At 64.8% G+C, this 24,466-nt stretch carries 19 protein-coding genes; 6 read left to right on the top strand and 13 right to left on the bottom strand.

Annotation, left to right across the window (positions count from 1 at the left end; genetic code table 11):
• The first annotated feature begins 76 nt into the window (after nucleotides 1-76).
• Nucleotides 77-1,447, top strand: a complete 1,371-nt coding sequence (gene glmU, locus J7360_RS16870) for a bifunctional UDP-N-acetylglucosamine diphosphorylase/glucosamine-1-phosphate N-acetyltransferase GlmU (RefSeq protein ID WP_209034309.1) — start codon at nucleotides 77-79, stop codon at nucleotides 1,445-1,447.
• 102 nt (nucleotides 1,448-1,549) lie between these two features.
• Here glmU and J7360_RS16865 read toward each other — a convergent pair whose 3' ends face one another.
• From J7360_RS16865 to J7360_RS16835, 7 genes are read right to left on the bottom strand one after another with little or no spacing between them, the layout of a single operon-like run.
• Nucleotides 1,550-2,896 (bottom strand): HAMP domain-containing sensor histidine kinase, encoded by a 1,347-nt coding sequence (locus tag J7360_RS16865; protein WP_209034307.1) that lies wholly within the window; start codon nucleotides 2,894-2,896, stop codon nucleotides 1,550-1,552.
• A gap of 8 nt (nucleotides 2,897-2,904) precedes the next feature.
• Complete coding sequence (locus J7360_RS16860; protein ID WP_057658942.1) at nucleotides 2,905-4,248, bottom strand: sigma-54 dependent transcriptional regulator; 1,344 nt, start codon at nucleotides 4,246-4,248, stop codon at nucleotides 2,905-2,907.
• Nucleotides 4,249-4,283: 35 nt separating this feature from the next.
• Complete coding sequence (locus J7360_RS16855; RefSeq protein WP_003484023.1) at nucleotides 4,284-4,769, bottom strand: nuclear transport factor 2 family protein; 486 nt, start codon at nucleotides 4,767-4,769, stop codon at nucleotides 4,284-4,286.
• A 48-nt stretch (nucleotides 4,770-4,817) separates the two neighbouring features.
• Nucleotides 4,818-6,044, bottom strand: a complete 1,227-nt coding sequence (locus J7360_RS16850; RefSeq protein ID WP_007963069.1) for an FtsX-like permease family protein — start codon at nucleotides 6,042-6,044, stop codon at nucleotides 4,818-4,820.
• Nucleotides 6,045-6,099: 55 nt separating this feature from the next.
• Nucleotides 6,100-7,401 (bottom strand): ABC transporter permease, encoded by a 1,302-nt coding sequence (locus tag J7360_RS16845; RefSeq protein WP_194271858.1) that lies wholly within the window; start codon nucleotides 7,399-7,401, stop codon nucleotides 6,100-6,102.
• 11 nt (nucleotides 7,402-7,412) lie between these two features.
• Entirely contained in the window at nucleotides 7,413-8,132 is a 720-nt protein-coding gene (locus J7360_RS16840; RefSeq protein ID WP_057658941.1) for an ABC transporter ATP-binding protein, read from the bottom strand.
• A gap of 48 nt (nucleotides 8,133-8,180) precedes the next feature.
• On the bottom strand, nucleotides 8,181-9,452 hold the full coding sequence (locus tag J7360_RS16835) for an efflux RND transporter periplasmic adaptor subunit (protein WP_057658938.1): 1,272 nt from the start codon (nucleotides 9,450-9,452) through the stop codon (nucleotides 8,181-8,183).
• Nucleotides 9,453-9,657: 205 nt separating this feature from the next.
• Between J7360_RS16835 and glmS the strand changes: the two genes are divergently transcribed.
• The 3 genes from glmS to J7360_RS16820 all read left to right on the top strand — a co-directional run bounded on the left by glmS (nucleotide 9,658) and on the right by J7360_RS16820 (nucleotide 13,686).
• A complete protein-coding gene (gene glmS / locus J7360_RS16830; protein ID WP_057658936.1) occupies nucleotides 9,658-11,487 on the top strand; it encodes a glutamine--fructose-6-phosphate transaminase (isomerizing) in 1,830 nt (609 codons plus the stop codon).
• 352 nt (nucleotides 11,488-11,839) lie between these two features.
• On the top strand, nucleotides 11,840-12,313 hold the full coding sequence (locus tag J7360_RS16825) for a hypothetical protein (protein WP_003484033.1): 474 nt from the start codon (nucleotides 11,840-11,842) through the stop codon (nucleotides 12,311-12,313).
• 233 nt (nucleotides 12,314-12,546) lie between these two features.
• Nucleotides 12,547-13,686: a hypothetical protein gene (locus J7360_RS16820; protein WP_057658934.1), complete on the top strand. Its 1,140-nt coding sequence runs from the start codon at nucleotides 12,547-12,549 to the stop codon at nucleotides 13,684-13,686.
• Nucleotides 13,687-13,816: 130 nt separating this feature from the next.
• On the opposite strand, the gene J7360_RS16815 is transcribed toward J7360_RS16820, so the two are convergent.
• From J7360_RS16815 to J7360_RS16790, 6 genes are all read right to left on the bottom strand, one after another.
• Nucleotides 13,817-15,667 carry an XVIPCD domain-containing protein gene (locus tag J7360_RS16815; RefSeq protein WP_209034305.1) on the bottom strand — a complete coding sequence of 617 codons (1,851 nt, stop codon included), beginning with the start codon at nucleotides 15,665-15,667 and terminating at the stop codon, nucleotides 13,817-13,819.
• Between the two features lie 106 nt (nucleotides 15,668-15,773).
• Nucleotides 15,774-16,532, bottom strand: a complete 759-nt coding sequence (locus J7360_RS16810; RefSeq protein ID WP_022560009.1) for a hypothetical protein — start codon at nucleotides 16,530-16,532, stop codon at nucleotides 15,774-15,776.
• A gap of 344 nt (nucleotides 16,533-16,876) precedes the next feature.
• Nucleotides 16,877-17,401, bottom strand: a complete 525-nt coding sequence (gene gloA / locus J7360_RS16805) for a lactoylglutathione lyase (RefSeq protein WP_209034303.1) — start codon at nucleotides 17,399-17,401, stop codon at nucleotides 16,877-16,879.
• 151 nt (nucleotides 17,402-17,552) lie between these two features.
• Nucleotides 17,553-18,641: a copper resistance protein B gene (locus J7360_RS16800; protein ID WP_057658930.1), complete on the bottom strand. Its 1,089-nt coding sequence runs from the start codon at nucleotides 18,639-18,641 to the stop codon at nucleotides 17,553-17,555.
• The gene (locus J7360_RS16795; RefSeq protein WP_209034301.1) at nucleotides 18,638-20,440 is read right to left on the bottom strand and encodes a copper resistance system multicopper oxidase; all 1,803 of its coding nucleotides are present in this window, start codon (nucleotides 20,438-20,440) and stop codon (nucleotides 18,638-18,640) included. The genes J7360_RS16800 and J7360_RS16795 overlap by 4 nt, the downstream gene beginning before the upstream one ends.
• Before the next feature lie 88 nt (nucleotides 20,441-20,528).
• Nucleotides 20,529-20,978, bottom strand: coding sequence for a CopL family metal-binding regulatory protein (locus tag J7360_RS16790; RefSeq protein ID WP_057658924.1), 450 nt, complete (start codon nucleotides 20,976-20,978; stop codon nucleotides 20,529-20,531).
• A gap of 90 nt (nucleotides 20,979-21,068) precedes the next feature.
• Here J7360_RS16790 and J7360_RS16785 point away from each other — a divergent pair, with 90 nt between their 5' ends.
• Both J7360_RS16785 and J7360_RS16780 read left to right on the top strand, forming a co-directional pair.
• Nucleotides 21,069-22,172, top strand: a complete 1,104-nt coding sequence (locus J7360_RS16785) for a PLP-dependent cysteine synthase family protein (protein ID WP_057658923.1) — start codon at nucleotides 21,069-21,071, stop codon at nucleotides 22,170-22,172.
• 199 nt (nucleotides 22,173-22,371) lie between these two features.
• On the top strand, nucleotides 22,372-24,396 hold the full coding sequence (locus tag J7360_RS16780) for a M3 family metallopeptidase (RefSeq protein ID WP_007963881.1): 2,025 nt from the start codon (nucleotides 22,372-22,374) through the stop codon (nucleotides 24,394-24,396).
• Nucleotides 24,397-24,466: the final 70 nt, after the last annotated feature.

The raw sequence follows: 24,466 nt of genomic DNA, 5'->3' as shown, positions 1-24,466 counted from the left end.
GAACGCTGCATTCGGGCAACGACGCGACGGGGCGCAGCGACTAGAATTTGGACATCTCCATGCCTGGAATGTCTTGATGACCCTGCCCCTGCACGTTGTGATCCTGGCCGCGGGCGAAGGCAAGCGCATGCGCTCCTCACTGCCCAAGGTGCTGCAGCCGCTGGCGGGCCAGCCGATGCTGGCGCACGTGATCGCCACAGCGCGGCAGCTGCAGCCGGCGGCGATCCATATCGTGTACGGGCATGGCGGCGATCAGGTGCAGGCCGCCTTCGCCGATCAAGGCGATCTGCAGTGGGCACAGCAGCGCGAGCAGTTGGGCACCGGACATGCCGTGCAGCAGGCAATGCCTGCGATTCCCGATGCGGCAACCGTGCTGGTGTTGTATGGCGATGTGCCGTTGATCCGCAGCGAGAGCCTGCTGCAGCTGCTGCATGCGCCGGGCCGCATGGCGGTGCTGGTCGCCGAACTGGCCAATCCCACCGGCTATGGACGCATCCTGCGCGATGCGGAGGGCAAGGTGGCCGCCATCGTCGAGCAGAAGGATGCCAATGACGAGCAGCGCCGCATTCGCACCATCAATACCGGCATCCTCACCGCTGAATCCACCGCACTGCGCCGTTGGCTGGCTGGCTTGTCCAACGACAATGCGCAAGGCGAGTTCTATCTCACCGACGTGTTCGCCAGCGCCGCCGCCGATTTCACGCCGGCCGACATGGTGCACGTGGCCGACCCGCAGGACGTGGAGGGTGCCAACGACCCGTGGCAACTCGCCCAGCTTGAGCGTGCCTGGCAGCTGCGCGCCGCGCGCACGCTTTGCCTGCAGGGCGTGCGTATGGCCGACCCGGCGCGTGTGGAGCAGCGTGGCAGCGTGCAGGTGGGCCGCGATGTGCAGCTGGATATCGATGTGGTCCTGGAAGGCAATGTGACCCTGGGCGATGATGTGGTGATCGGCCCGTTCGTGCGCTTGCGCGACGTCACGCTCGGTGCCGGCACCCAGGTGAGTGCGCACAGCGATCTGGAAGGCGTGATCACCGAAGGCGCGGTACAGATCGGCCCGTTCGCGCGCCTGCGCCCCGGCACCGTGTTGGCCGATGGCGTGCATATCGGCAATTTCGTGGAGACCAAAAAGGTCACCATGGGCGTCGGCAGCAAGGCCAACCATCTGACCTATCTGGGCGATGCGGTGATCGGCAGCAAGGTCAACATCGGTGCCGGCACCATCACCTGCAACTATGACGGGGTGAACAAGTCGCAGACCACCATCGGCGATGGCGCCTTTGTCGGCTCCAATAGCGCATTGGTGGCACCGATCGAGATTGGCGCCAATTCCACCATCGGTGCCGGCTCGGTGATCACGAGCGATGCGCCTGCGGGTCAGCTCAGTGTGACGCGTGCGCGGCAGACCGTGGTCGAAGGCTGGAAGCGGCCGACCAAGAAATCGCCGTAGCGCTGCGACTGTTCTCTGCGCGGTGGCCGTCCGCGCCGTGCGTGCGCATCGCAGCCAGCGGCAGGAATACGCAGAGCGTGTTGCCTGAGTAATGCGGTGTGTTCAAGCCGCCAATGGCAACAGCAAGGTCACGCACAGTCCGCCGTGTTCGCGGTTATGCAGCGAGATGCGGCCGCCGTGCGCTTCGGCGATCTCGCGGGTGAGGGCAAGGCCAAGACCTGTGCCATTGCGCTTGGTCGAATAGAACGGCATCAGTGCGTTGTGCAGTACCGCTTCGTTCATGCCGTTGCCGCGGTCGAGCACCTCGATGCGTAGCCATTGGGGAACGCGCGTGACCCGCAGCGCCACGTCGCTGTTGGGTGGTTGCGCTTCGCTGCAGGCCTCGTGGGCATTTTTCAGCAGATTGAGCAGCGCCTGCTCGATCTGCGCTGCATCGATCCGGCTGGAGACATCGGTGAGCGTGCCCTGCACCTGGAACGGAATCTGTTGCTGCAAGCGCTGCAGAAACGGCGCCCATTCGATGGTCTGCAGCTGCGGTTGCGGCAATTTGGCAAAGCGCGCATAGCCGCAGATAAAGCCTTCCAGGTGACGCGCGCGCTCTTCGATGGTCTCGAACACCGTCCCCAGGCGATCGGTGCGTTCGCGGCGCAGCAGTTCGGCACCCGAATGCGCCAGCGAGGCGATCGGTGCCAGCGAATTGTTCAATTCGTGGCTGATCACGCGGATGACTTTCTTCCAGGTCTGCACTTCCTGGCGGCGTAACTCGGTGGTCAAGGTGCGGATCAATAGCAGCTCGTGTCCGCGCACGTTGATATGAAAGCTACGCCGCGACAGGTGATAGATCTGCTCGTCTTCTTCGTCGTCGCCATCTTCGCGCACCGCGAACAGGCAGTCTCCGCCGCGTGCCAATGCCTCGCGCAATTCGGCCGGCATGCGGCCGAGCACATCGTCCAGATGCTGGCCTTCCAGCTTGCGCCCGTCATACAGCAGTTTGCGTGCGGCGTTGTTGGAAAACCCGATCCGCCGCAGGCCATCGCCGCCGGCGACCACCAGCAGCATGGCCACCGGCGTGTTCTGCAGCATGGTGTCGAGCATCAGCTCGCGCTGTACCAGATGGCTACGCTGCGCACGCAGCACATCGCCAAGCTCGGCATGCGCCTGCACCAGTTGCGCCAGTTCGTCGTTGCCGCGCCAATACACGCCGAAGTTGTATTCGCCATCGCGGTAGCTGCTGGTGGTGCCCGCCAGCGCACGAAATAGCGAGCGCATCGGCGCGGTGGCGCGGGTGAGGCTGAACCACATCGCCGCCAGCAGCACGACGACCGAAATCGCCGCCACCTGCCAGCCGCGGTCCAGCCAGTACGCCATGAACCACGGCAATGCAGCTGCCAGCGCGAGCACCGGCAGCAAGCGTAAAAACAGCGAGAACGTGAAAGAACGGTTCCGCATACGAAAGTTCATTCCGAGGTGATGCCGTAGCGGTCCATGCGCCGATACAGCGCCTGGCGGCTCAACCCCAGCTCGGCGGCGGCTTGTGCGATCACACCTTGCGCGCGTGCCAGCGCCTGTTCGATACGCGCGCGATCCGGCTCGCCTGCAGCCGGCGCCACCGGCCGTGGGGCGGGTGCACGTGGCAGATTCAGATCGCCCGCTTCGATGCGTGCACCCTGCGCGAGCAAGGCGGCGCGTTGCAGCACATTGCGCAGCTCGCGTACGTTGCCGGGCCAGGCATGCCGTTGCAATGCATCGCGCGCCTGCGCGGACAGCGGCCTTTCGCCGGCAAGGAAGTGCTCGGCCAGCGGGCCGATATCGCCGGGGCGTTCGGCCAGTGCAGGCAGTGCGATTTCCACCGTGTTGAGCCGGTAATACAGATCCTCGCGAAAACTGCCGTCGCGGATCATCGCCGGAAGATCGGCATTGGTGGCGCTGATCACGCGCACCTTGGCGTGGCGTTCGCGGTTGGACCCCAGCCGCTCGTAACGGCCGGTTTCCAGCACGCGCAGCAACTTCATCTGCCCCGCCAACGGCAGGTTGCCGATCTCGTCGAGAAACAGCGTGCCGCCGTCGGCCGCTTCGAACTTGCCTTCGCGCGCCTTGTTGGCGCCGGTGTAGGCGCCGGCTTCGGCACCGAATAATTCGGCTTCGATCAATTCGCCTGGCAAGGCGCCGCAGTTGAGTGCAATGAACGGGCCGTGTTTGGTGGCCGAATTGGCCTGGATGATCTCGGCAATCTTTTCCTTGCCGCTGCCGTTGGGGCCGGTGATCAGCACCGGCAAGTCCGAGCGTGCGACCTGACAGGCCAGCGCGATCGCGCGCTCGCTGGCAGGGTCGGCGAACACCGCGCCGCGCAGGTCGTAGCGCTGGGTCAGCTGCTCGCGGCCGCGCCGTTCGCGTTCGCGCCGACGTTCCAGCTCGCGGCGTGCTTCGGACAGTTCCAGCAGGTTGTTGACCGTGGTCAGCAGCTTGGTGTCGTCCCAGGGTTTGGCGATGTAGTCGGCCGCGCCGGCCTTGACCAGGCCCACCGCGCTGCCCAGATGCGTCCAGGCGGTGAGCAGGATCACGGGCAGGTCCGGATGACGCTGACGCAGTTGGGCAAACAGCGCCTCGCCTTCTTCGCCGGAAGTGGTATCGGCGGTGAAGTTCATGTCCTGGATCACCAGATCGAACGCCTGCTCGTCCAGCAGCGCCAGCCCGGCCTGCGGCGAATGCGCATGCCGCGCCTCGATGTCGTGCAACGAAAACAGCACCTCCAGCGCAGTGGCCACGGCCGTGTTGTCGTCGATGATCAGGATCTGGGACATGGCGGATCAGGTTGGATGGGATGCCATCGTAGCGGCTAGCTGCCCGCTACGGCGCGGTGGGCGTAGCTCAGTACGCGGGTGATGATCCACTGCCCCGAATGCAGGTGCCAGATCATCAGGAAGTCGGCCGCGCCTTCGCACTTGCCGGTCGCCCGATCGCAGAAGCGGTGCTGGCCTTGCGCGATCGCGCCGAAATCCCGAACCGGGTAGACCTTCAGGCTGCCGGGGATCAATTCTCGGGTGTAGTGCCCGCACGCGTACTTGCGGGTGTTCGCCAGCATGTCCTCGCGGTTCCATGTGACCCCGCCGGTGTCGTGATAGAACTCGACGTGCGGATCGAAATAGCTGGCATGCTTTTCCAGCTGCGCCGGGTCGGCGCAGCGGTTGAAGCTGTCGAAGACCTCCTGGTCCAGGGTGGCGATGGTGGCTTGGAGATCGGCAGCGGTGACCGGTGTCTCGGCCAGGGCCGGCAGGGAGAGCAGGGACAGGGCGGCGAACAGAAGGGCTCGGTTGTTCTTCATCGATGGTAGTCCAGGAAGTTTGTCGATGGCGATAATGCGTTTGCCTGCCTATGCGCTGCGGGTGGCGACCGCCGGCGGCACGGCGGCGGCGCGGCGTGCCGGCCAGAACACCGCCAGCTGGCCTAGCACCCACAGCAGCACTGCACCGATCGGCAGGTAGACCGCCGGCAGGCGCGGCAGTTCGTAGCGCGCCATCAACCACACGTTGATCGAGTACGCCATCAGCATGCCGAGCACGATGCCGAGCGAGGCGAGCAGGAAATTCTCGATCTGGAAGTAGCGCAGGATCTGCACGCGGGTGGCGCCCAGCGCGCGGCGGATACCGATCTGCTTGGTGCGCTGCTGCACCCAGAAGCTGGCCAGGCCCACGATGCCCAGCGCGGTGACCACCAGCAGCGCGACACAGACCGCGCCCAGCAACCAGATCATCGCGCGGTCGTTGCGGAAGTACTTGTCGCGGATCTCGGAATAGGTTTCCTGTTTCAGCACCAGTCGGCTGCTGTCCAGCTTCATCAGCGCGCTCACCGCCGCTTGCAGGACTTCCTGCCGCTGCGCCGGGTCGCCGACGCGTAGCAGGTACTGGCCATCGGTGTAGGGAGCGCGGATCGGCAGCAGCATCGAATAATTGATCTTGTCGATGCCGTTGACGTTGTTGGGGCGCACCAGGGTCTGCACGATGCCGACAATGCGCAGCGGGATATCGCCCGAATACACGGTCTTGCCCAGCGCGCTGTGATCGGGAAACAGTTTGTCGGCCGTCGCCTGGGTGACGATGAGCGACGATCCCTTCGCGCGCACGCTCTTGTCGTTGTCCGCCGTTTCCAGGCTGATGTATTCGTCCTTGTTGAAATCGCGCCCGGCCACCAGCTGCAACCCCATGATGCCCACGGCGCCTTCGCTGACCAGATATTGCGCGGCATTGAGGGTGGAGCGCTCCTGATCCGGGGTCAACGTCAGGCCGGTGTTAGAGGAGGAGTTCACGAAAGGAACCTGGTTGGTGATGATCGCGCCGCGCACGCCGGGAATGCCGCGCAGTGCCGCCAGATCCTCGCGGGTGCGCGCATCGGCGTTGACCTGGGTGCCGATGCCGCCCAGGCGGATGCTGACCAGTTCCGATTCGGCGAGGCCGCTGATGCGCTGCAAGGTCTCGATGCGGTTGCCGATCAGAAACAGCGCGTTGCAAACGATCGCGCAGGCCAGGGCGATCTCGAGCACGATCAGTGCCGATGCCGTCTTGTGGCGGCGCAGCGTGGAAACGATAGGACGGATGTCCATGGGCAATAACCTTCGATGAGGGACCGTGCCCGCCGCGCCGCGGCGGGCGTGAGGGTCAGGACGATTTGAGCTGCAGCGCCGGTGCGACCTGGATGGCGCGCCACGATGGCAGCAGGCCGGCCATGACGCTGGCGACCAGCGCCAGCACGAATGTCAGCAGCAGCATCTTCGGATCCAGGTGAGCGAGCTTGGCGTAGGGCACCGGCTGCTGGCGGACCGCCCACAGTCCCAGCCACGCCAGTCCCAGTCCGGCGATGCCGCCGGCCAACCCCACCGTCCCGGCTTCCACCAGGCATTGCGCGAAGATGGCACCGCGCGATGCGCCCAGGGCGCGGCGTACGCCAATCTCGCCGCTGCGGCGCAGGAACTTTGCCAGCAACAGGCCCACGGTATTGAGCAGGCAGACCAGCAGGAAGCCCATCGCCAGCCAGAGCTGCAGGCGCACGTCGCTCGGCACCACCTTGTTGTGGTCCAGCCATTCCATCACGTTGCGCATGCGGACGTTGTTGGGGCGTTCGAAGCGTCCGGCGGCGCGTTGCTGGTTGGAGTAGTTATCCAGATAGGCCTTGTAGTCGCCGACCTGCGAGGCACTGTCCAGCTCCACCCAGTACTGCACCCAGGTGCAGGGCGCGTTGAGCGCGGTGGTATCGCCGGTTTCGACTTCGCCGAAGCAGTTGGTGCTGCCGTAGTGATCCATCTTCAGATCCATCGCCGCCGAGAAAGGCAGATAGAGCTGTTCGTCGGAGCCGTAGCTGTCGGTGAGGTCGTAGAAGCGCGGATTGACCTGCCAGGTGTCGAGCACGCCGACGATGCGGAAGGTGTTCTTGTTCAAGCGTAGTTCGCGGCCCACGCTGTTGCCGCCGTCGAACAGTTTGTCGTTGAGCGTCCTGGTAATGACCACGACACGTTCGTGGCGGTCGTCGCTGTTGTGCGACCAAGCCTGTCCATACAGGAAGGGCGGCTCGAACATCGGAAAGAAATCGGCCGAGGTGTAGCGCGCTTCCGACTTGAAGGCGCTCAGCCCGCTCTTTTCCGGTTCGATCGCCAGGTTGCCGCCGGTCATCATGGCCTGCCGCTTGCCGCGTTTCTCACGCAGCAATGCCTCGGCATCGAAGCGGGTCACTTGATCGTCCGGTTCTTCGCCTGGCTGAAAACCGGCCTTCGGCTGCGGGTCGACCAATACATTGAACAACCGATCGCTCTTCTGCGGAATCGGGTCGCCCGACAACACATAGAACACCGTCAGCGTGGTCATGCTGGCGCCAATGCCAAGCGCGATGGCCAGCACCATCAGTGCGGTAAGCACCTTGTTGCGGCGGAAGCTGCGCACCGCCAGAGTGAAGTAATAGCCGAACATGGGTGGGCTCCTTAGTCGGCCAGGGTTGCAACGGCCGCAGGCGTGCGCATCAGGCTGGGATTGCGTTCCAGGTCGGTGGCTTGGCCGTCGACGATATGCACGTTGCGCTGCGCGCGTGCGGCCAGTTCCGGGTCGTGGGTGACCATGACGATGGTGGTGCCCTGGCTGTTGATCTCTTCCAGCAGTTCCATCACCCCGCGCGCCATTTGCGAGTCGAGGTTGCCGGTGGGTTCGTCGGCCAGCAGCAGACGTGGACTACCGGCCAGCGCGCGCGCAATCGCAGCACGCTGCTGCTGGCCACCAGACAGTTCGGTGGGGTAATGCTTCAGGCGCGAGCCCAGGCCGACCTTGGTCAGTGCCTCTTCGATGCGCTGCTTGCGATCGGCTGCCGCCATGCCGCGATAGCGCAGCGGCACATCGACGTTGTCGAACAGGTTGAGGTCGGGAATCAGGTTGAAGCCCTGGAAGATGAAACCGATCTTCCGGTTGCGCAGGCGCGAACGCGCATCGTCGGACAGATGGCTGACGTCTTCGCCGTCGAGCAAATACTGCCCGCTGGTGAAGGTTTCCAGCAGCCCGGCCAGGTTGAGGAAGGTGGTCTTGCCCGAGCCGGAGGGGCCGGTGACCGCGACGAACTCGCCTTCGCGCACATGCAGGTCCAGCGACCGCAGCGCATGCGTTTCCACCTGTTCGGTGCGGAAGACCTTGGAGACCGCTTGCATCTTGAGCATTGCCGATTCCTTTGCGAAGAGAGTGTGCGAGAAGTGGGAACGATCGAATCAGTGGACGGTGACGCGGGGCGCGTCGCCGAAGTTGTCTGCGCCGGAGACCACCACGCGGTCGCCGACCTGTAGCCCGGAGAGCACCTGCACTTCGCCCAGGCTGCTGACGCCCATGTGCACGGGGCGGCGCACCGCCGTGGTGCCATCCATCACATAGGCATAGCTGCCGCCGGATTGTTCGACGAACGGGCCGCGTTCGACCTTGAGCACGTTGCGGCGCGTGTCCATCAGCACGCGTGCGCTCATGCGCTGGCTCTGGCGCAGGCCCGGCGGCTGCTTGTCGGTGAAGCGGATGCGCGCGGTGACTTCGCCGTTGACCACTTCCGGCGACACCGCCGAGACGGCGCCCGCGAACGGTTCGCCGCTGCCGCTGGTGAGCTGGGCCGGCATGCCGATCGCCAGATCGCGCGCGAAACTCTCCGGCACCTTGATCTCCACTTCGAACTTGGACAGATCCACCACGCCCAGAATCGGCGCGTTCGCAGCGACCTGGGTGTGCTGCACGGCCTGCACCTGGCCGACCTGGCCATCGAAGGGCGAACGCAGCGTGAGCGCGTCCACCTGGCGCTGCACTTCGGCCACCACTGCGCGTTGGCGGTCCGCCAGCAGGCGCTTGTTGCGCGAATCCAGGTCCGCGCCCTGACTCTTCAACGCGGCATCGCGCTGGGCATGCTGCAGGTCGATATCGGTCTTCTTCAAGGTGTCCTGCGCCTTGGCCAGTTCCACCTGCGGCACGGCGCCTCCGTCGTAGCCGCGCTGGTAGCGCTCCAGGTCGCGCGCGGCGGCCTGCTTGTCGATCCGGGCCTGGTCGGTGAGCTTGCTGGCGTTGGCACGCGCCAGGGTGGCATCCAGGGCCGCGCGGCTGGACTCGGCTTCCAGCCCGGCCAGGGTGGCCTGTTCCTGCGCCAGCTTGCTGCGCAACTCGGGGCTGTCGATGCGCGCCAGTTCCTGGCCCTGCTTGACCACGTCGCCGGCCACCACGCTCAGCGTCACCGTGCCGGCCGAGATGGCGTACAGCACCGGGCTGTTGGCAGCGATCACGCGGCCGTCGGCGGCGATGTCGCGCACCAGGTCGCCCTGGGTGACGGTGGCGATGCGCACCCGGCTGGCGTCGAACGAGCGGCTGCCGGCGCTCCACGCAGTCACGGCCCAGCCGATGCCGGCCAGCACTGCCACCGCGGCGAGGCCGGGCCACAGCCAACGGCGCCACGGCGCGCGCTGGGCGGGTGTACGGAGAACCTGGTCCTGGGCAGAAGTGTCGCGAATCATGATCGGCTGGCTCGGTGGCGTCACTGCGATAAAGCAGGACCTGTGCCAACGTTCAAGTCGTTGAAAGAGATGGGTTTTATGGCGTGATGGCCAGTGTCCGCAGTGTCCGCGGACACTGGTGGCGGACACGCGGTCCGGGCACGGTCATGCAGCGGACAAGAGCGGACACGCTAAAATGTCCGACTTCTTTTGCGAGAGCTGTCCTATGTGCGGCATTGTCGGAGCGATCGCCGGGCGCGATGTGGTCCCGGTCCTGATCGAGGGACTCAAGCGCCTGGAATACCGCGGCTACGATTCCTCCGGCATTGCAGTGCTCGACGGCGCGCAGGTGCGCCGGGTGCGTCGCACCGGGCGGGTGGCCGAGATGGCGCAGGCCGCGCAGGCCGAACAGCTCGGCGCCACCCTGGGCATCGGCCATACGCGCTGGGCCACCCATGGCGGGGTGACCGAGGCCAACGCGCACCCGCACATCAGCGCCGGCGTGGCGCTGGTGCATAACGGCATCATCGAAAACCACGAAGCGCAGCGCGAAAAACTGCGCGCGCTCGGCTACACCTTCGAGTCGCAGACCGACACCGAGGTCATCGCGCATCTGATCCATCACCATCTGGGCAGCGCCGGCGACCTGCTCACCGCGCTGCAGCGCACCGTCAAGGAACTGACCGGTGCCTATGCGCTGGCGGTGATGAGCCAGGCCGAACCGGAACGCTTCGTCTGCGCGCGCATGGGCTGCCCGTTGCTGATCGGGGTAGGCGAGGGCGAGAACTTCGTCGCCTCCGATGTCTCGGCCATCGTGCAGGCCACACGCCAGGTGATCTTTCTCGAAGAAGGCGATACCGCCGAACTGCGCCGCGATGGCGTGCGCATCTTCGACGGCAACGATGCGCCGGTGGAGCGCCCGCTGCACCTGTCGGACGTATCGCTGGCCTCGCTGGAACTGGGCCCGTTCCGCCATTTCATGCAGAAGGAAATCCACGAGCAGCCGCGCGCCTTGGCCGACACCATCGAGGCGGCGATCGATGCCAAGGGTTTCCCGGCATCGCTGTTCGGCGCCAACGCAGAAGCGGTGCTGCGCGACATCGAAGGCGTGCAGATCCTGGCCTGCGGCACCAGCTACTACGCCGGCATGACCGCCCGTTACTGGATCGAAGCCATTGCCGGGCTGCCATGCAGCGTGGAGATCGCCAGCGAATATCGCTACCGCGCCGCCTATGCCAACCCGAAGCATCTGATCGTGACCATCTCCCAGTCCGGCGAAACGCTGGACACGATGGAAGCGCTGAAATACGCCAAATCGCTCGGGCATTTGCACACGCTGTCGATCTGCAACGTGCCGGAAAGTGCGATCCCGCGCGCCAGCGAATTGGTCTGTTATACACGTGCCGGCGCCGAGATCGGCGTGGCCTCGACCAAGGCCTTTACCACCCAGCTGGCGGTGTTGTTCCAGCTCACCATGGTGCTGGGAAAGTTGCAGTGCCGCGTCAGTGACGCCGAAGAAGCCGAGTATCTGGAGCAGCTGCGCTTTTTGCCCGGCAGCGTGCAGCATGCATTGAATCTGGAACCGCAGATCATGGCCTGGGCCGAACGATTCTCGTCGAAGGAGAATGCGCTGTTCCTCGGTCGCGGCCTGCATTACCCGATTGCATTGGAGGGCGCGCTCAAGCTCAAGGAAATCTCCTATGTCCACGCCGAAGCGTACCCGGCCGGCGAGTTGAAGCACGGCCCGCTGGCGCTGGTGGATGCGGCGATGCCGGTGGTGGTGATCGCACCGAACGACCGCCTGCTGGAGAAGGTCAAGTCCAACATGCAGGAAGTGCGCGCACGCGGCGGCGAGCTGTTCGTGTTTGCCGACCAGGACAGCCACTTCAGCGACTCCGAAGGTGTGCATGTCATCCGCACCCCACGCCATGCCGGCGCGCTGTCGCCGGTGATCCACACCATCCCGGTGCAGCTGCTGGCTTACCACACCGCCCTGGCACGCGGCACCGATGTGGACAAGCCGCGCAATCTGGCCAAGTCGGTGACGGTGGAATAAGCGCTGCCGCGGTGTCGTCTGCGCGCACTGCCAGTTGCGTGCAGTCGGTGCATGCACGCAGTGCATGTTCGGCTCTGTCGCTGATAGGCGGCAGGATGACGATTGCGCGCGACGTCGTGCTCGCCGCGCTAACGCGCAACGTGCGAGGTGCAGCTCCTCGCGAAGCGGTCGCCGACAACTCTGCCTTTGCACGTGGCGCATGCCGCTTCCAGGAAGCGAGCGTATCCGTCCGTCAAACGCGCGGCAGCACTGCCAGCGGCCGTCCTTAGCGCTCCACCACAGCCTCTGCCAACGCAGTGGCCCAAGTTATGCATAAGCTCCTGGCGAGGGTCCACACCACGCAGGAGGACGTATGCACGAGTCTTTCAAACAGGGGGCGCCGGCCGAATTGTGGCAGGCGTTGGTGCGCGAGGCGGGGCAGCGGATTGCACGTCCGCTGGACGAATCGCGCGAGCACTATCTGGTGTTCGTGTTGCTGCGCTTCCAGCGCGATGCGCATCTGCTTTCGCGCACACAGGCGCTGGCATGGCTGCATGCGCAGGACCAGATCGGTAGCGTGCGGGCCGACGCGCTGCGCGATGTGGGCGACGGCTGCCTGTTGATTGCAGGCCTGTTTCCCGGCGTGGCGCAACGCCGGCGCCTCAGTGTGGATTACTTCATCGACCTGGGCAGGGGCGCGTATTCCGAAGTGGCCGATACCCGCTGCAGCGATGCAGGTCTGTTCGCGCAACTGGCCCAGAGCTATCGCGAGCTGGTGCGCGTATTGGCCGCATTGCGCACGCCACGCGATTGGCAACCAGGCCCAGGCGGAATCTTGCATGCCTAAGCAGTGAGCATGTAAGGGGCGGTCCCCACACATGCGTGGGGACCGCCCCGACTGCGATGGCTGCCGTGTGCGGGCACACTATCCCTGCAGGACGATCGGCCGGGTGCGTTGTGCCATTACCCGTCGATCAGCGTCCTGCAGGTTGGAAGCCGTCGTGTGCGAGCGGTGACGCATTGGTCGCGCTGCATGGGGGACATGCAGCGCGGCGTACTTATCCATAGGGACAGGGATTCATGAAGACGTGTATCGCGGCGGTGCTATTGGCACTGCCGGGGCTTGCCGTTGCGCAAGACGTGCCGCTGGGCTATGCCGGCCAGGGCGGAATGACGCTGCAGGAGATCGACCCTGCCATTTATGCGTATCACTACGACCACGGATTCGTGGGCGAAGATGCGATGGGCTGGGATCCTGCGCTGCAGTTCGCCTGGTCGCGCATCGCAGCCGCCAAGGTCTGTGCACAGCAATCGCCCTCCGATGCATTGATCGGCAAGCTGGTGGAACAGTACGGCAAGGATGCCGTCGTGCATCAGATCAACGGTATTGGCTTCCATGAAGCACAGATGCGGGCGGCTGGCACATTCTGTACCCCTGCGCGCATGACCGAGGCCACTGCCGTGGCGCCTGCGTTTGCAAGCGGGGATTTCTCCGCGGCAACTGCGTATGCGGCTGCTGCAGTTGCAGGCACTGTGGCAGTTGCCGCAACAGATCCGCAACCAAGTCTGCAGTCCGATGCAGGCGCTGTCATGACCCCCTCGGCAGATTGGGCCTTGCAACTCCCCTTGCATTCCAGCATGCGCGTAGGCTCGAACGGCTTGCCCAACGGCGACGAGATGTTACGTGTCGTCCGCCGCGGACATACCGGGATGGTCGTCGGCTTGCAAATCGCGACCAGCCTGTTTGCGCGCGGTGTTGCGGTCTCTGCCTTCGGAAAGGATCAGCTGAAAGGCGAAAAGATGGAAGGCCTGGGGAATCCTGGCTATCAATTGCAGCGCGATGCGGTCAACGCGCATTTGAAGACCTACTTCACCGGGCATCCGGGGGCCGTGCCGGTAGATCCGTTTCCGTTGCAGGTGCTGATGTCGGACTGGCTGCTGGTCTATCAGAGCCTGGCCGATACCAAGTCGCCTTACGAACTGCGCTACGCAGTGACGATCGGTGGAGAACGCAGCGGCTTTTTGAAGCGCAAGGCGAGCCCGGTCAGTCTGGACTGTGCGCCGACACCGCGCACTGCCTCGCTGGAGGAATGGGAAGCCAACGATTACGCATTGGTCAAGCAAGCAGCACAGGCCTACAGCGACGAATGCGCAGCGAAATTCGCCGAGCAGTTGCCGCAGTGGTTCCCTGACAGAGCGGCTGTTGCGACGTCCAACTGACGGATCAGCCCTGTTGGCGCCGGATATCCGTCGCCCGACGTGATTCGAAAGAACGCGTAATGCAGGCGTAAACCCGAAGGGGCGCCGATCCATCGATCGGTGCCCCTTCTGTGTGACTATTGCACGAAGATCAACCGACGCTACGCGCCTGGCTACGTTGTTGCTCGTGCTGATCTTGAACCTGCGTCTGCGTCTGCGCTTCCTGCCGCACCGCATTGCTGCTTTGCTCCAGCGGACGTTCCGCAGCGGTTGCCTTTTCGGTGTAGATCCGCTGATGCGCCGGGTCGGTTGGCTGACCCTGCACGGCAAACAGTCCGTTGCCATCCTTGCTTTGCGCCACCATGTCGATGCGCTGCATGCCGCTGACCTTGGCTTCGAAGGTCATGTGGCCGGCCGCGTTTACCAACTGCTGCCGATTGGCGAAGGCATTGGGACCGAGCTGTTCCAGCTTGTTGACCGCCTGATTGAACAGCGGGTGGTCGGGGTTGGTTTTCTCCGAGAGCAGTGGCGTCTTTTCCGCCTGCTTCAATGCAGCCTGCGTATCGCGGCCAACCACGCCATCGTCCTGCAGCCCATGCGCACGCTGGAATGCCTTGACCGCGTCGCTGGTCCGTTGGCCATAGGCACCGTCAGCCTTGAGTTCGTTGCCGCCTGCGTCCTTGTAACCCAGTTGCTGCAGCGTCTGCTGCAATGTGCGCACTTCTGCACCGCGCGCATTGTCGCGCAGGACACTCGGCGCATCTGCGGCGGCGTGTGCCTGGCTGGGTTTGTGCTCGGACGCTGGGTGGGATTGCTGCTTGTTCTGGTTGCGCTCCTGCAGCAGGTCGCGCGCCTCAGACAGCGGGTCGCTCGCATACAGCTTGACGCCCTTGGCGTGCTTGCGCTCGAGGTAGGAATCCAGCGAACTGAGCTCAACACCCTCGCCGCCACGGGATTGGCTGATCTTGAGCTGGCCATCCTTGGGGTCGCGCACCACCATCGTGATGTGGTCGATGCCCTTGTAACGCCCCTTGTCCCAACTCTGCGGGCCATTGTCCTCGCCGATGATCATGCCTTCTTTGAGGTTCTGGGCGGTCACGTCCTTGCCTTGGATCAGCACGCCGGAGCGCAGCTCGGCCTTGCGCAGCAGTTCGGACGCGCTGTCGAAACCAGGGCTGAACTTTTCGTCCTTGGTGAAGATGGCCTTGCCGGCGCCCTTGTTGATCTCGTCCATGGTCGCGTTCTGCATCTCGACCACCCAGCCAGAACAATCGACCCTGCCTTTGTCGGGATCTTTCGCGCCCAGGCCGTATTTGACGTGGTCGTATTTATTGGTGAGGTCGTAGGCCGCGTGAAGCGCGATGCCGTGCGCTGCGGGTTTTTCCGGCTGGGCAGGCGCGGCGTGCGACGGTGCCTGCTGCGTGGCCGAAATGGGCTCGATGCCTTTTTCGGGAATACGGATACGGTCCATCTTCGTATCCCAGTACTGCACAAACGTCTGCGCCATATCCTTGTCGGACATGCGCCGGAACGTTGCCGAATCCACGCCGGTCAACGACTTCAGCTCTTTCTCGCCGACATTGTTGAGAATATTGGCGCGTGTGCTTTCCAGGCCAAAAGATCCCGTGGCGATCGCGGTCTGCAGAGAGCGGTAGCCACCGGCGCCTTGCTGGTGGGCCAGGTACATATCCAGGCCATCGGGCTCCGGCTTGCCCGACAGGTAGGGCCGCCCATCGCGTTCGTGCCGATTGACCAGGCTCGTCCGGTTATCCAGATACAGTCGCGCTGCTGCGTCGGTGTTGACCACCGCGTCCAGCTCGCGTCCGGCGATACCGTACTGCTGGGCGGTTGGCGGAGTGAACTGGAACAGTCCTTTCGCACCACCGGGGCCGCGGCTGGCCAACTCGTCGAAGGCGCCGCCAGTCTCTACGTGGGCAAAACGCAGGAAGTCGTCACGCGGAATATTCCGCTCGGCCGCTTCGCGTTCGATGATGTCGAGCACTTGGGCTCGTGAGTAGTTCGTCGGCATCGCTCAAGGTCCTTGATTGAGTGCTGCAGCCACGCGGCTGCAGCGGTACGCCGCCCGAACCAATTCCTTTGGTCCTGTATCAAGGGGTCGGCAAATACGATTTGCTGGCCGCATCGTAGCGATATTCAACCGTCGCGTCACCCCCGCTCGTCGGCGGATCGGCAGAGACGGTTACCCGCAACGCGGGCAGGCCGGGCTGCTTCACGAACGCAAGCGTGCTGCTGTTCTTGACGCAGGCAATCTTCCCGGGCGCATCTTCGCCACAGTTGGCGCTGTTGTCCTCACCCGCGGGAATGTTGCCGATATAGGTCCAATGCTTGTCGTTGACGTTATCGGTTTCTTTCGGGTTGAACACGAGTGCGTCGTAGGAAAGGATGCGCACACCCGACTGCAGGCTCCACGTCGGCACGGCCAGCACCAGCCTGCTGTCGTCGGTGACAAAGGTCTGTGGTTGACGCGTGGTGTCGACGGTGTTGCCCTGTTCCATGCCGCCGAATTCGCCGATGTAGGGCTCTGCGCCAAGCAGCTTCCACGGCGTTTTGCTCCCCGGTTCGCTGGTCACGAAGGTGGCATGGGCCAGCGTCACCTTGGTGCCGGGCGCAGGAGAGTGGTCTTGGCTTTCTGCGCCGAAGCGCTCGGGCGTTTCCCAGGCGAAGCCGGTGTAATACCGCGTACCACCGAGTTCGAACTGAAAGCCGTACCAATAATGAATCCAGCTGCCATTGGCGACCTCGTACGAGGTTGCGCCATCGCCGTCCACGTTGCTGATGAAATACAGCACGCTGTCGGCCCGCGGCGGCTGCAGTTGCTGGGTCGATCCCTGGGTTGCGTCCTGCATGGGAGATGCATCCTTTTCTGACGGGTTTGTAGGAGTGCCGGCCGCAGCTGCGGCCGTCTTCGGAGCGGTGGCGTCCGGTGTCGCCTGTGTGCAGGCGGCGATCGTTGCTAACGCAAGGACCAGTGAAATCTTCCTGACGAGCATTGGGTGCATCCATTGCGGAGGGCGGCGAAAGTCTACTCCAGCCCGCCGTTGTGTCCAGTCGTTGCACCGGCCCTGGCAGTTACCGCGCGTGGTTGCGGGGCGGGGCTTCGAAGCAAGGGACGCGTCGCGTTCGGCCTGGGCATCCGCTGGTTGCCATTCCCGTCCCCGCTGACGCGCCAGCTTGCCGCTGAGCGTTGGACTTACGCCAACGGCGTATTGGAAATGATCTCCACCCAGTAACCATCCGGGTCCTTGATGAAGGCCAGGTGCTTCATGCGGCCGTCTTCCAGGCGTTTTTGGTATGGCACGTTGAGGCTGTCGAAACGTGCGCAGGCGGCATGGATATCCGGCACCGAGATACAGAGATGGCCGAAGCCGCGCGGCTCGCTGTTGCCGTCGTGATAGACCGGGCCATCCTGGGTTTCGGTGCCATGGTTATGGGTGAGTTCGAGCACGCCGGGGATACCTGCCATCCACAGGCGACGCTGGGCGTCGTCATCGGGAATGGCGGCGCCTTCGGGTAGCAGCGCGAGAAAATACAGGCTGAATCTTGCGTCGGCAAAATCGCGTGCGTCGAGCAGGCGGAAGCCCAGGACACGCGTGTAGAAATCCAGTGACTGCGTTGCATCCTTGACGCGCAGCATGGTGTGGTTGAACACGAAGCCGTGCGTTTCGGCGGGCGCGGCACTGGCGCCTGGCACGTGTTGCCGATCGTTCAAAGGCATGGCGGTCTCCTTGTGTGGATTGTGAGTGTGCGGCGTGTTGCACGGATGGGCGATGTTAGCCAGGGCAGGGTTGTCGGCGTGTCATGGCCGACTGGCAGCGGGTGGAATGCGCGAGCGTTAATGGAGAGGGCCAACCGCGGTACCACCTGCCTCAAAACCAAACGCGCACTCCGGCAACAAAGCGGCTGTCGCGCGCAGGGGCATCGTCCATCGCCGCGCGCTGTGCGCTATCGCCGAAGCTGCGGCTGTGTACCCAGCCGATGTACGGGGCGAAGCGGCGGGTGATCTCGTAGCGCAGGCGCAAGCCAAGTTCGACCTGTTCCAGGCCGCTGCCAATGCCGCGGCGGTCGTCGTCGGTAAGCGCGATGTCGGCCTCCGCACGCGGCTGCAGGATCAGCCGGTTGGTCAGCAGTACCTCGTATTCGCCTTCCAGCCGCAGCGCCGCGCGGCTGCCATTCCCCACATACAGCGTGGCTTCGGTTTCGAACTTGTAGGGCGCCAGTCCTTGCACGCCGAAGGCCGCCCAGCTGCGATGTTCGCCTGCGCCGATGTCCTGGCGCGCGCCGACAAGCACATCCCACCACGGCGAAATGGCATGGCCATAGAACGCTTCCAGCGAGGCGGATTCGGTGCGCCCGTCGTGCCGTTCGCCCTCGCTGCGCAGCCAGAGCCGGTCGATGTCGCCGCCGATCCATGCGCGTGATTCCCAGGCCTGGCCGCTACCGCGATCAGTGTTGGAAGCCTCCAGCCGATCGAGCAGGACATAATGGTTGATACCTGCCGAGTGCATCGTATGCGTGTGCAATGGTGCGAATGCAGCGGCGATGTCGTCCGCCGTGGGTGGGGGGATGGGGGTGCTTGGGCGACTGCGTGTCTCGGTGGGTGATGCAGGAGCTTGTGCAGCGTGTGTCGGCGGCGCGTGGTGCATCTTGGAGTGATCCATCCAGGCGTGATCCATCGCCTGGTGGTGGATGGCTGCATCGTCCATGGATCCATGCTTCATCGGTTCATGGTCCATGGCATTGGTGCCCATCTCAGCGTGCGACATGTGAGCGTGGTCCATGGGTGCGGCCTGAGATGATGCAGGGGTCTCATGTGCGCCATCGGTCACTTGCAGCGCATGCTCCTGCATGTCCTGCGGTACCTCCTCCATCGCATCGTGCCGATGCTCCTGCGCAACCGCAGATGCGCTCGCCAAGAACGCAGCCGCGAACCAGGCCTGCATGCAAAAGCGGCTCATGCTTCCACCCGCACTTCGCGCATCATGCCCGCTTCCATGTGGTACAGCAGATGGCAGTGATACGCCCAGCGGCCGAGCGCATCGGCACGCACGCGGTAGGTGCGACGGGTGCCGGGCGGCATGTCGATGGTGTGCTTGCGTACCTGGAAGTTGCCGTGCGCATCTTCCAGGTCGCTCCACATGCCATGTAGATGGATCGGGTGCTGCATCATGGTGTCGTTGACCAGCACGATGCGCAGGCGCTCGCCGTATTGCAGACGCAAGGGTTGCGCGGAAGCGAATGCGATGCCATCGAAGGACCATGCGAATTTTTCCATATGCCCGGTCAGATGCAGCTCGATGTCACGGCCCGGTTCGCGCCCATCCGGGTCGTCGAACACGCTATGCAGATCGGCGTAGCACAGCACGCGGCGGCCGTTGTCGCGCAGGCCCACGCCGGGGTCGTCCAGGCGCGGTGCGGTGGCATTGCTGCGCATGTCGATCAGCTGGTTGCCGGTTTCGCTGGCAGAGTGGTGCGGCGCCTTGTCGTGTGCCTTGGCATCGTCATGCGAGTGCGTGGTGTGCATCCCATGCGCCGCCAGCATCCCGGGCGCGCCGTGCATTGCGGGCAGCGCGTGATCCATGCCATCGCCATGCCCCATGTCCTGCATGGTCAGGATGGCGCGCGGATCCAGCGCAGGAATCGGCGCCTGCAAACCATGCTGCACTGCCAGCGTGCCGCAGGCGAAGCCGGTGCGGCCCATGTCCTGCGCGAATAACGTAAATGCATCCTGGCCGAGCGGCTCGACAATCACGTCGAAGGTTTCGGCCGCGGCAATGCGCAGTTCGTCCACGCTGACAGGATGCACGTACTGCCCGTCGGTGGCCACCACGGTCATGCGCAGGCCGGGGATACGGATGTCGAAGTAGGTCATCGACGAGCCATTGATGAAACGCAGCAGCACCTTCTCGCCGGGTTTGAACAAGCCGGTCCAGTTGCCGGCCGGCGCCACGCCGTTGAGCAGGTAGGTGTAGGTGTTGGCGTTGACATCGGACAGGTCGGTCGGGGTCATGCGCATGCGCCCCCACATGCCGCGGTCGGCCAGGGTGGCGCGCAGGCCGTCGTCGCGCGCATCGCGGAGAAAATCGCCGACGGTGCGCTGTGCGTAGTTGTCGTGGCTGGGCATCTGCTTGAGCCGGCGGAACAGGGCGGCCGGATCCAGATCGGTCCAGTCCGAGAGCAGCACCACATGTTCGCGATCGTGCCGGTACGGCGGCGGCGTCAGCGGGTCGATGACGATGGCGCCATACAGGCCGGACTGCTCCTGAAACATCGAATGGCTGTGGTACCAGTAGGTGCCGGACTGGCGCAGCGCAAAGCGGTAGTGATACTCCTGGCCCGGCGCGATGCCGTCGAAACTCATGCCCGGCACACCGTCCATGTTGGCCGGCAGCAACAGGCCATGCCAATGCACCGACGTGGGTTGGTCGGTCAGCGCGTTGCGCACGCGCACGCTCACCGTGTCGCCCTCGCGCCAGCGCAGGGTGGGTGCCGGCAGGCTCTGGTTGACGGTGATTGCAGAGCGGAGGCGCCCGGTGAAGTTGACCGGCAGGCGGCCGATCTGCAGCGACTGGCTGCTTCCGCGCAGCACCGGCGTGTTCGCCTGGGCCGCGGCGCGCGCATCGTTGCGCCACAGGCCGCTGGCGGCGATACCGCCCAGGGCCAGGCCCTGGACGAAGCGGCGCCGGCTCAGGCCGCTGGCGGTTGAGCCGTGGGAAAACGAGGGATCGAAAGACATGACAACTCCTGCGCGCTCCATCGGCAAGAGATGGGCGCAGCGCACAACGTAAGAGATCCCGCGCAAGCACGCGCAGGGCCGAGGACGGCCAAGGCAGGGCCGTCGGCGCTCAGGCGATGGGAGGTCGTACCGGTTGGTCGGGCAGCGGGCTGCTGCGCCCCTCGGTCAAGGTGGCCGGCAACGCCGGGCGGTCGAGCAGGCCCGCGGGTACGGCAGGCAAGGTCAACAAGGCGAGGCTGCAGTGCTGCAGGCAGTCGCAGCTGCCCAGTTTGCAGCAGTCGGGCGCGTGCGCATGCGTGGCCTTATCGTGCACCTGCATGGCAATCGGCCGAGGCATCGCCTCATGGCACGGCAGGGCCGCCGGCTGATCCGTCTGCGTGGTCGCGGCAGTGCCTGCCACGGGCACGGCGGGCATCGCGCCCGACGCCATCGCCGGCATGGCCATGCCGGCGATGGCGTCGGTGGCCGTGTTGGCAACCAGGCATAGGCACAGCAGCAGGCGGAGCAGGCGATGCAGCACGGACAGTCGGGGCAGTGACGGGTGCGGCGAGCATAGCATCGGCCCCCGCTGTCCGCCCGATGCGCTGGCTGCGTAGGCGGGCAGGCGACGGCGGTAGAATTACCGCTACTTTTGCAGCCAAGTCCTGCCATGTCGCAGCGCCAGTGGGTGGCCGCCGCCATCCGGAAGATCGAAGCCGATTTCAATCGGTCGGCCGACACCCACCTGATTCCGATGGAACTGCCGGGCTATCCGGGCATCGACCTGTACTTCAAGGACGAGTCCAGCCACCCGACCGGCAGCCTCAAGCACCGGCTGGCGCGCTCGCTGTTCCTGTACGCGCTCACCAATGGCTGGCTGCGTGCCGGGCGGCCGGTGATCGAGGCGTCCAGCGGCTCCACGGCCATCTCCGAAGCGTATTTCGCGCGTTTGCTTGGCGTGCCCTTCATCGCGGTAATGCCGGCCTCGACCTCGCCGGAGAAGATCGCCGCGATCGAATTCCAGGGCGGCCGCTGCCACCTGGTCGAGCGCGCCTGCGATCTGGACAGCGCCTCGCACCAGCTCGCGCGCGAGACCGGGGGGCACTTCATGGACCAGTTCACCTACGCCGAGCGCGCCACCGACTGGCGCGCCAACAACAACATCGCCGAATCGATCTTCAAGCAACTGGCCGAAGAGCCGCACCCGATCCCGGACTGGATCGTCTGCAGCCCCGGAACCGGCGGTACCAGCGCCACCCTGGGCCGCTACGTGCGCTATCGGCGCCATGCCACCCGCATCCTGTGCGCCGACCCGGATGTGTCGGTGTTCTTCGACGGCTATTGCCGCGCAGTGGACGGCCAATGCCCCAAGGAGCTGGCCATCACCGGCGGCTCGCGCATCGAAGGCATCGGCCGCCCGCGGGTGGAATCGAGCTTCATCGCCAGCTGCGTGGACGTGATGATCAAGGTGCCCGATGCGCTGAGCCTGGCGGCGATGCGCCACGTCAGCGCCACGCTGGGCCGCCGGGTGGGCGGCTCCACCGGCACCAACTTCGTCGGCGTGCTGCACGCCGCCCGGCGCATGCGCGACGAGGGCCGGCAGGGCTCCATCGTCACCATCCTGTGCGATGCCGGCGAACGTTACGCGCACAGTTATTACGACCCGGCCTGGTACGAGGCGCGCGCGATCGATGTCAGCGACAGCGATGCCGCCATCGCGCTGGCCGTGAACGGCGGCGATTTACCCGCCTTGCCTTGTGCGGCGCTGGAATGACCGCCATATCCGGGACGTGCGCATCAAGGCGCTGCGCTCACCGCCACGCCGGTGCGATCGGTGTCCGCAGTCGTCAGGGACGAGCGGGCACCGTGCCCTCGGCGCCGTGCTCAGCCTGCTGGCGGTTGCGCGCCACGGTGTGCCTGCCAGGGTTGCCGATCTTTGAATCTACTCATCCAGTCCATTGCCGGAGCGCTCCATGACCAACCCGCTGCTCGATCTGTCCGGACTGCCGTCCTTCGATGCGATCCGCCCCGACCACGTGGGCCCGGCGATCGACCAGTTGCTCGCCGAGGCCGAGGCGGCGGTGAAGGCAGCCGAGCAGGTCAGCCCGGTGCGCTGGGACAGCTTCGTCACGCCGCTGGACGATGCCACCGAGCGGCTATGGCGTGCCTGGGGGCAGGTGGGGCATCTGCAGGCGGTGGTCAACACGCCCGAGCTGCGCGAGGCCTACAACAGCAATCTGCCCAAGGTGAGCCGCTTCGGCAGCGCGCTGGCGCAGAATCTGGCGTTGTATGCGCAATACAAGGCACTGGCGCAATCGCCGGAAGCTGCACACTTCGATGAGGCGCGTCGCAAGGTGCTGGACAATGCGCTACGCGATTTCCGCTTGGGCGGTGCCGAACTCGATGATGCCGCCAAGGCGCGGTTTGCGCAGATCCAGGAAGAACTCTCGGCGTTGGCAGCCAGGTTTTCGCAGAACGTGCTCGACGCCACCGATGCGTGGTCGTACCTGACCGAAGACCACACCCAGCTGTCGGGACTGCCGGCTGAAGTGATTGCCGCCGCGCGCGCGGCCGCCGAAAAGGATGGCGTGCCGGGCTGGAAATTCACCTTGCAGATGCCGTGCTATCTGCCGGTGCAGAGCGATGCCGACAGCCGCGACCTGCGCGCGCGGCTGTATCGCGCCAATGCCGAGCGCGCGTCCGAATTCGGCGATGCCGCGCTGGACAACAGCGCCAACATCGATCGCATCCTGGCCCTGCGTGCCGAGTTGGCACAGTTGCTCGGCTTTGCCAGTTACGCCGACTATTCGGTTGCTACCAAAATGGCGCAGAGCCCCGGCGAGGTGATGGGCTTCCTGCGCGATCTGGCTGCGCGCGCCAAGCCGCATGCGCAGCGCGACCGCGCCGAACTGGAAGCCTTTGCGCGCGAGGAGTTGGGTTTGGACGAACTGCAGGCCTGGGACCTGGCCTACGCTTCGGAAAAACTCAAGCAGGCGCGTTACAGCTTTTCCGAGCAGGAGGTGAAGCAGTACTTCACCGAGCCGAAGGTGCTGGCCGGCCTGTTCGATGTGATCCACAGCCTGTATGGGCTCACCGTCAAACCCGACAGCGCGCCGGTCTGGCACCCGGATGTGCGGTTTTACCGGTTGGAAGATGCGCACGGCACCCTGGTCGGCCAGTTCTATCTGGACCTGTACGCGCGCGAAGGCAAACGTGGCGGCGCGTGGATGGACGATTGCCGCAACCGCCGCAACACCGCCAACGGCGTGCAGACGCCGCTGGTGTATCTGGTGTGCAACTTCGGGCGCGGCAGCGGCGATGCGCCGGCCACCTTTCGCCACGGCGAAGTCACCACGCTGTTCCATGAAATGGGCCACGGCCTGCATCAGTTGCTCACCCGCATTGGCGAGCTGGGTGTGGCCGGCATCAACGGTGTGGAATGGGACGCGGTGGAGCTGCCCAGCCAGTTCATGGAAAACTTCTGCTGGGAGTGGGCGCGCGTGCAGGCGATGACCGCGCACGTGCAGACCGGCGAGCCGTTGCCGCGTAATCTGTTCGATCGCCTGCTGGCGGCGCGTAATTTCCAGAGCGGCATGTTCACCGTGCGCCAGCTGGAATTCGCCTTATTCGACATGCAGCTGCACGGCACCTACGATCCGGCACAGGACAGCGTGCTGCAATTGATCGAGCGCGTGCGCGACGAAGTGGCGGTCAATCGGCCGCCGGCATGGAATCGCTTCCCGCATCAGTTCAGCCATATTTTTGCCGGCGGCTATGCGGCCGGCTATTACAGCTATAAATGGGCCGAAGTGCTCAGCGCCGATGCCTATGCCGCATTCGAGGAAGCGCCAGACCAACTGGAGCAGACCGGTGCACGGTTCCGCGCCGAGGTGCTTGCGCGTGGCGGCAGTCGTCCGGCGGCAGAGAACTTCCGCGCCTTCCGCGGTCGGGCCCCGACCATCGATGCGCTGCTACGGCATAACGGCATGGCGGGCTGAGACGCCTGTGCGGCCAATCGGCGTCTGCATTGCATTGGTGGACGGTGCAGTCCACGCAAGCGTTATGCGA

The sequence above is a fragment of the Xanthomonas sp. D-99 genome (genome assembly GCF_017746145.1).
In the GTDB taxonomy this organism is placed as follows: domain Bacteria; phylum Pseudomonadota; class Gammaproteobacteria; order Xanthomonadales; family Xanthomonadaceae; genus Xanthomonas; species Xanthomonas cissicola.
Note: the sequence above shows the minus strand (reverse complement) of the source record. Positions and strands in the feature narration are given on the sequence as shown.

Excerpts from the sequence above, each read along its gene's own strand:
- glmU (WP_209034309.1), top strand. The coding sequence starts at position 77 with ATGACCCTGCCCCTGCACGTTGTGATCCTGGCCGCGGGCGAAGGCAAG.
- J7360_RS16865 (WP_209034307.1), bottom strand. The coding sequence starts at position 2,896 with ATGCGGAACCGTTCTTTCACGTTCTCGCTGTTTTTACGCTTGCTGCCG.
- J7360_RS16860 (WP_057658942.1), bottom strand. The coding sequence starts at position 4,248 with ATGTCCCAGATCCTGATCATCGACGACAACACGGCCGTGGCCACTGCG.
- J7360_RS16855 (WP_003484023.1), bottom strand. The coding sequence starts at position 4,769 with ATGAAGAACAACCGAGCCCTTCTGTTCGCCGCCCTGTCCCTGCTCTCC.
- J7360_RS16850 (WP_007963069.1), bottom strand. The coding sequence starts at position 6,044 with ATGGACATCCGTCCTATCGTTTCCACGCTGCGCCGCCACAAGACGGCA.
- J7360_RS16845 (WP_194271858.1), bottom strand. The coding sequence starts at position 7,401 with ATGTTCGGCTATTACTTCACTCTGGCGGTGCGCAGCTTCCGCCGCAAC.
- J7360_RS16840 (WP_057658941.1), bottom strand. The coding sequence starts at position 8,132 with ATGCTCAAGATGCAAGCGGTCTCCAAGGTCTTCCGCACCGAACAGGTG.
- J7360_RS16835 (WP_057658938.1), bottom strand. The coding sequence starts at position 9,452 with ATGATTCGCGACACTTCTGCCCAGGACCAGGTTCTCCGTACACCCGCC.
- glmS (WP_057658936.1), top strand. The coding sequence starts at position 9,658 with ATGTGCGGCATTGTCGGAGCGATCGCCGGGCGCGATGTGGTCCCGGTC.
- J7360_RS16825 (WP_003484033.1), top strand. The coding sequence starts at position 11,840 with ATGCACGAGTCTTTCAAACAGGGGGCGCCGGCCGAATTGTGGCAGGCG.
- J7360_RS16820 (WP_057658934.1), top strand. The coding sequence starts at position 12,547 with ATGAAGACGTGTATCGCGGCGGTGCTATTGGCACTGCCGGGGCTTGCC.
- J7360_RS16810 (WP_022560009.1), bottom strand. The coding sequence starts at position 16,532 with ATGCAGGACGCAACCCAGGGATCGACCCAGCAACTGCAGCCGCCGCGG.
- gloA (WP_209034303.1), bottom strand. The coding sequence starts at position 17,401 with ATGCCTTTGAACGATCGGCAACACGTGCCAGGCGCCAGTGCCGCGCCC.
- J7360_RS16800 (WP_057658930.1), bottom strand. The coding sequence starts at position 18,641 with ATGAGCCGCTTTTGCATGCAGGCCTGGTTCGCGGCTGCGTTCTTGGCG.
- J7360_RS16795 (WP_209034301.1), bottom strand. The coding sequence starts at position 20,440 with ATGGAGCGCGCAGGAGTTGTCATGTCTTTCGATCCCTCGTTTTCCCAC.
- J7360_RS16790 (WP_057658924.1), bottom strand. The coding sequence starts at position 20,978 with ATGCTATGCTCGCCGCACCCGTCACTGCCCCGACTGTCCGTGCTGCAT.
- J7360_RS16785 (WP_057658923.1), top strand. The coding sequence starts at position 21,069 with ATGTCGCAGCGCCAGTGGGTGGCCGCCGCCATCCGGAAGATCGAAGCC.
- J7360_RS16780 (WP_007963881.1), top strand. The coding sequence starts at position 22,372 with ATGACCAACCCGCTGCTCGATCTGTCCGGACTGCCGTCCTTCGATGCG.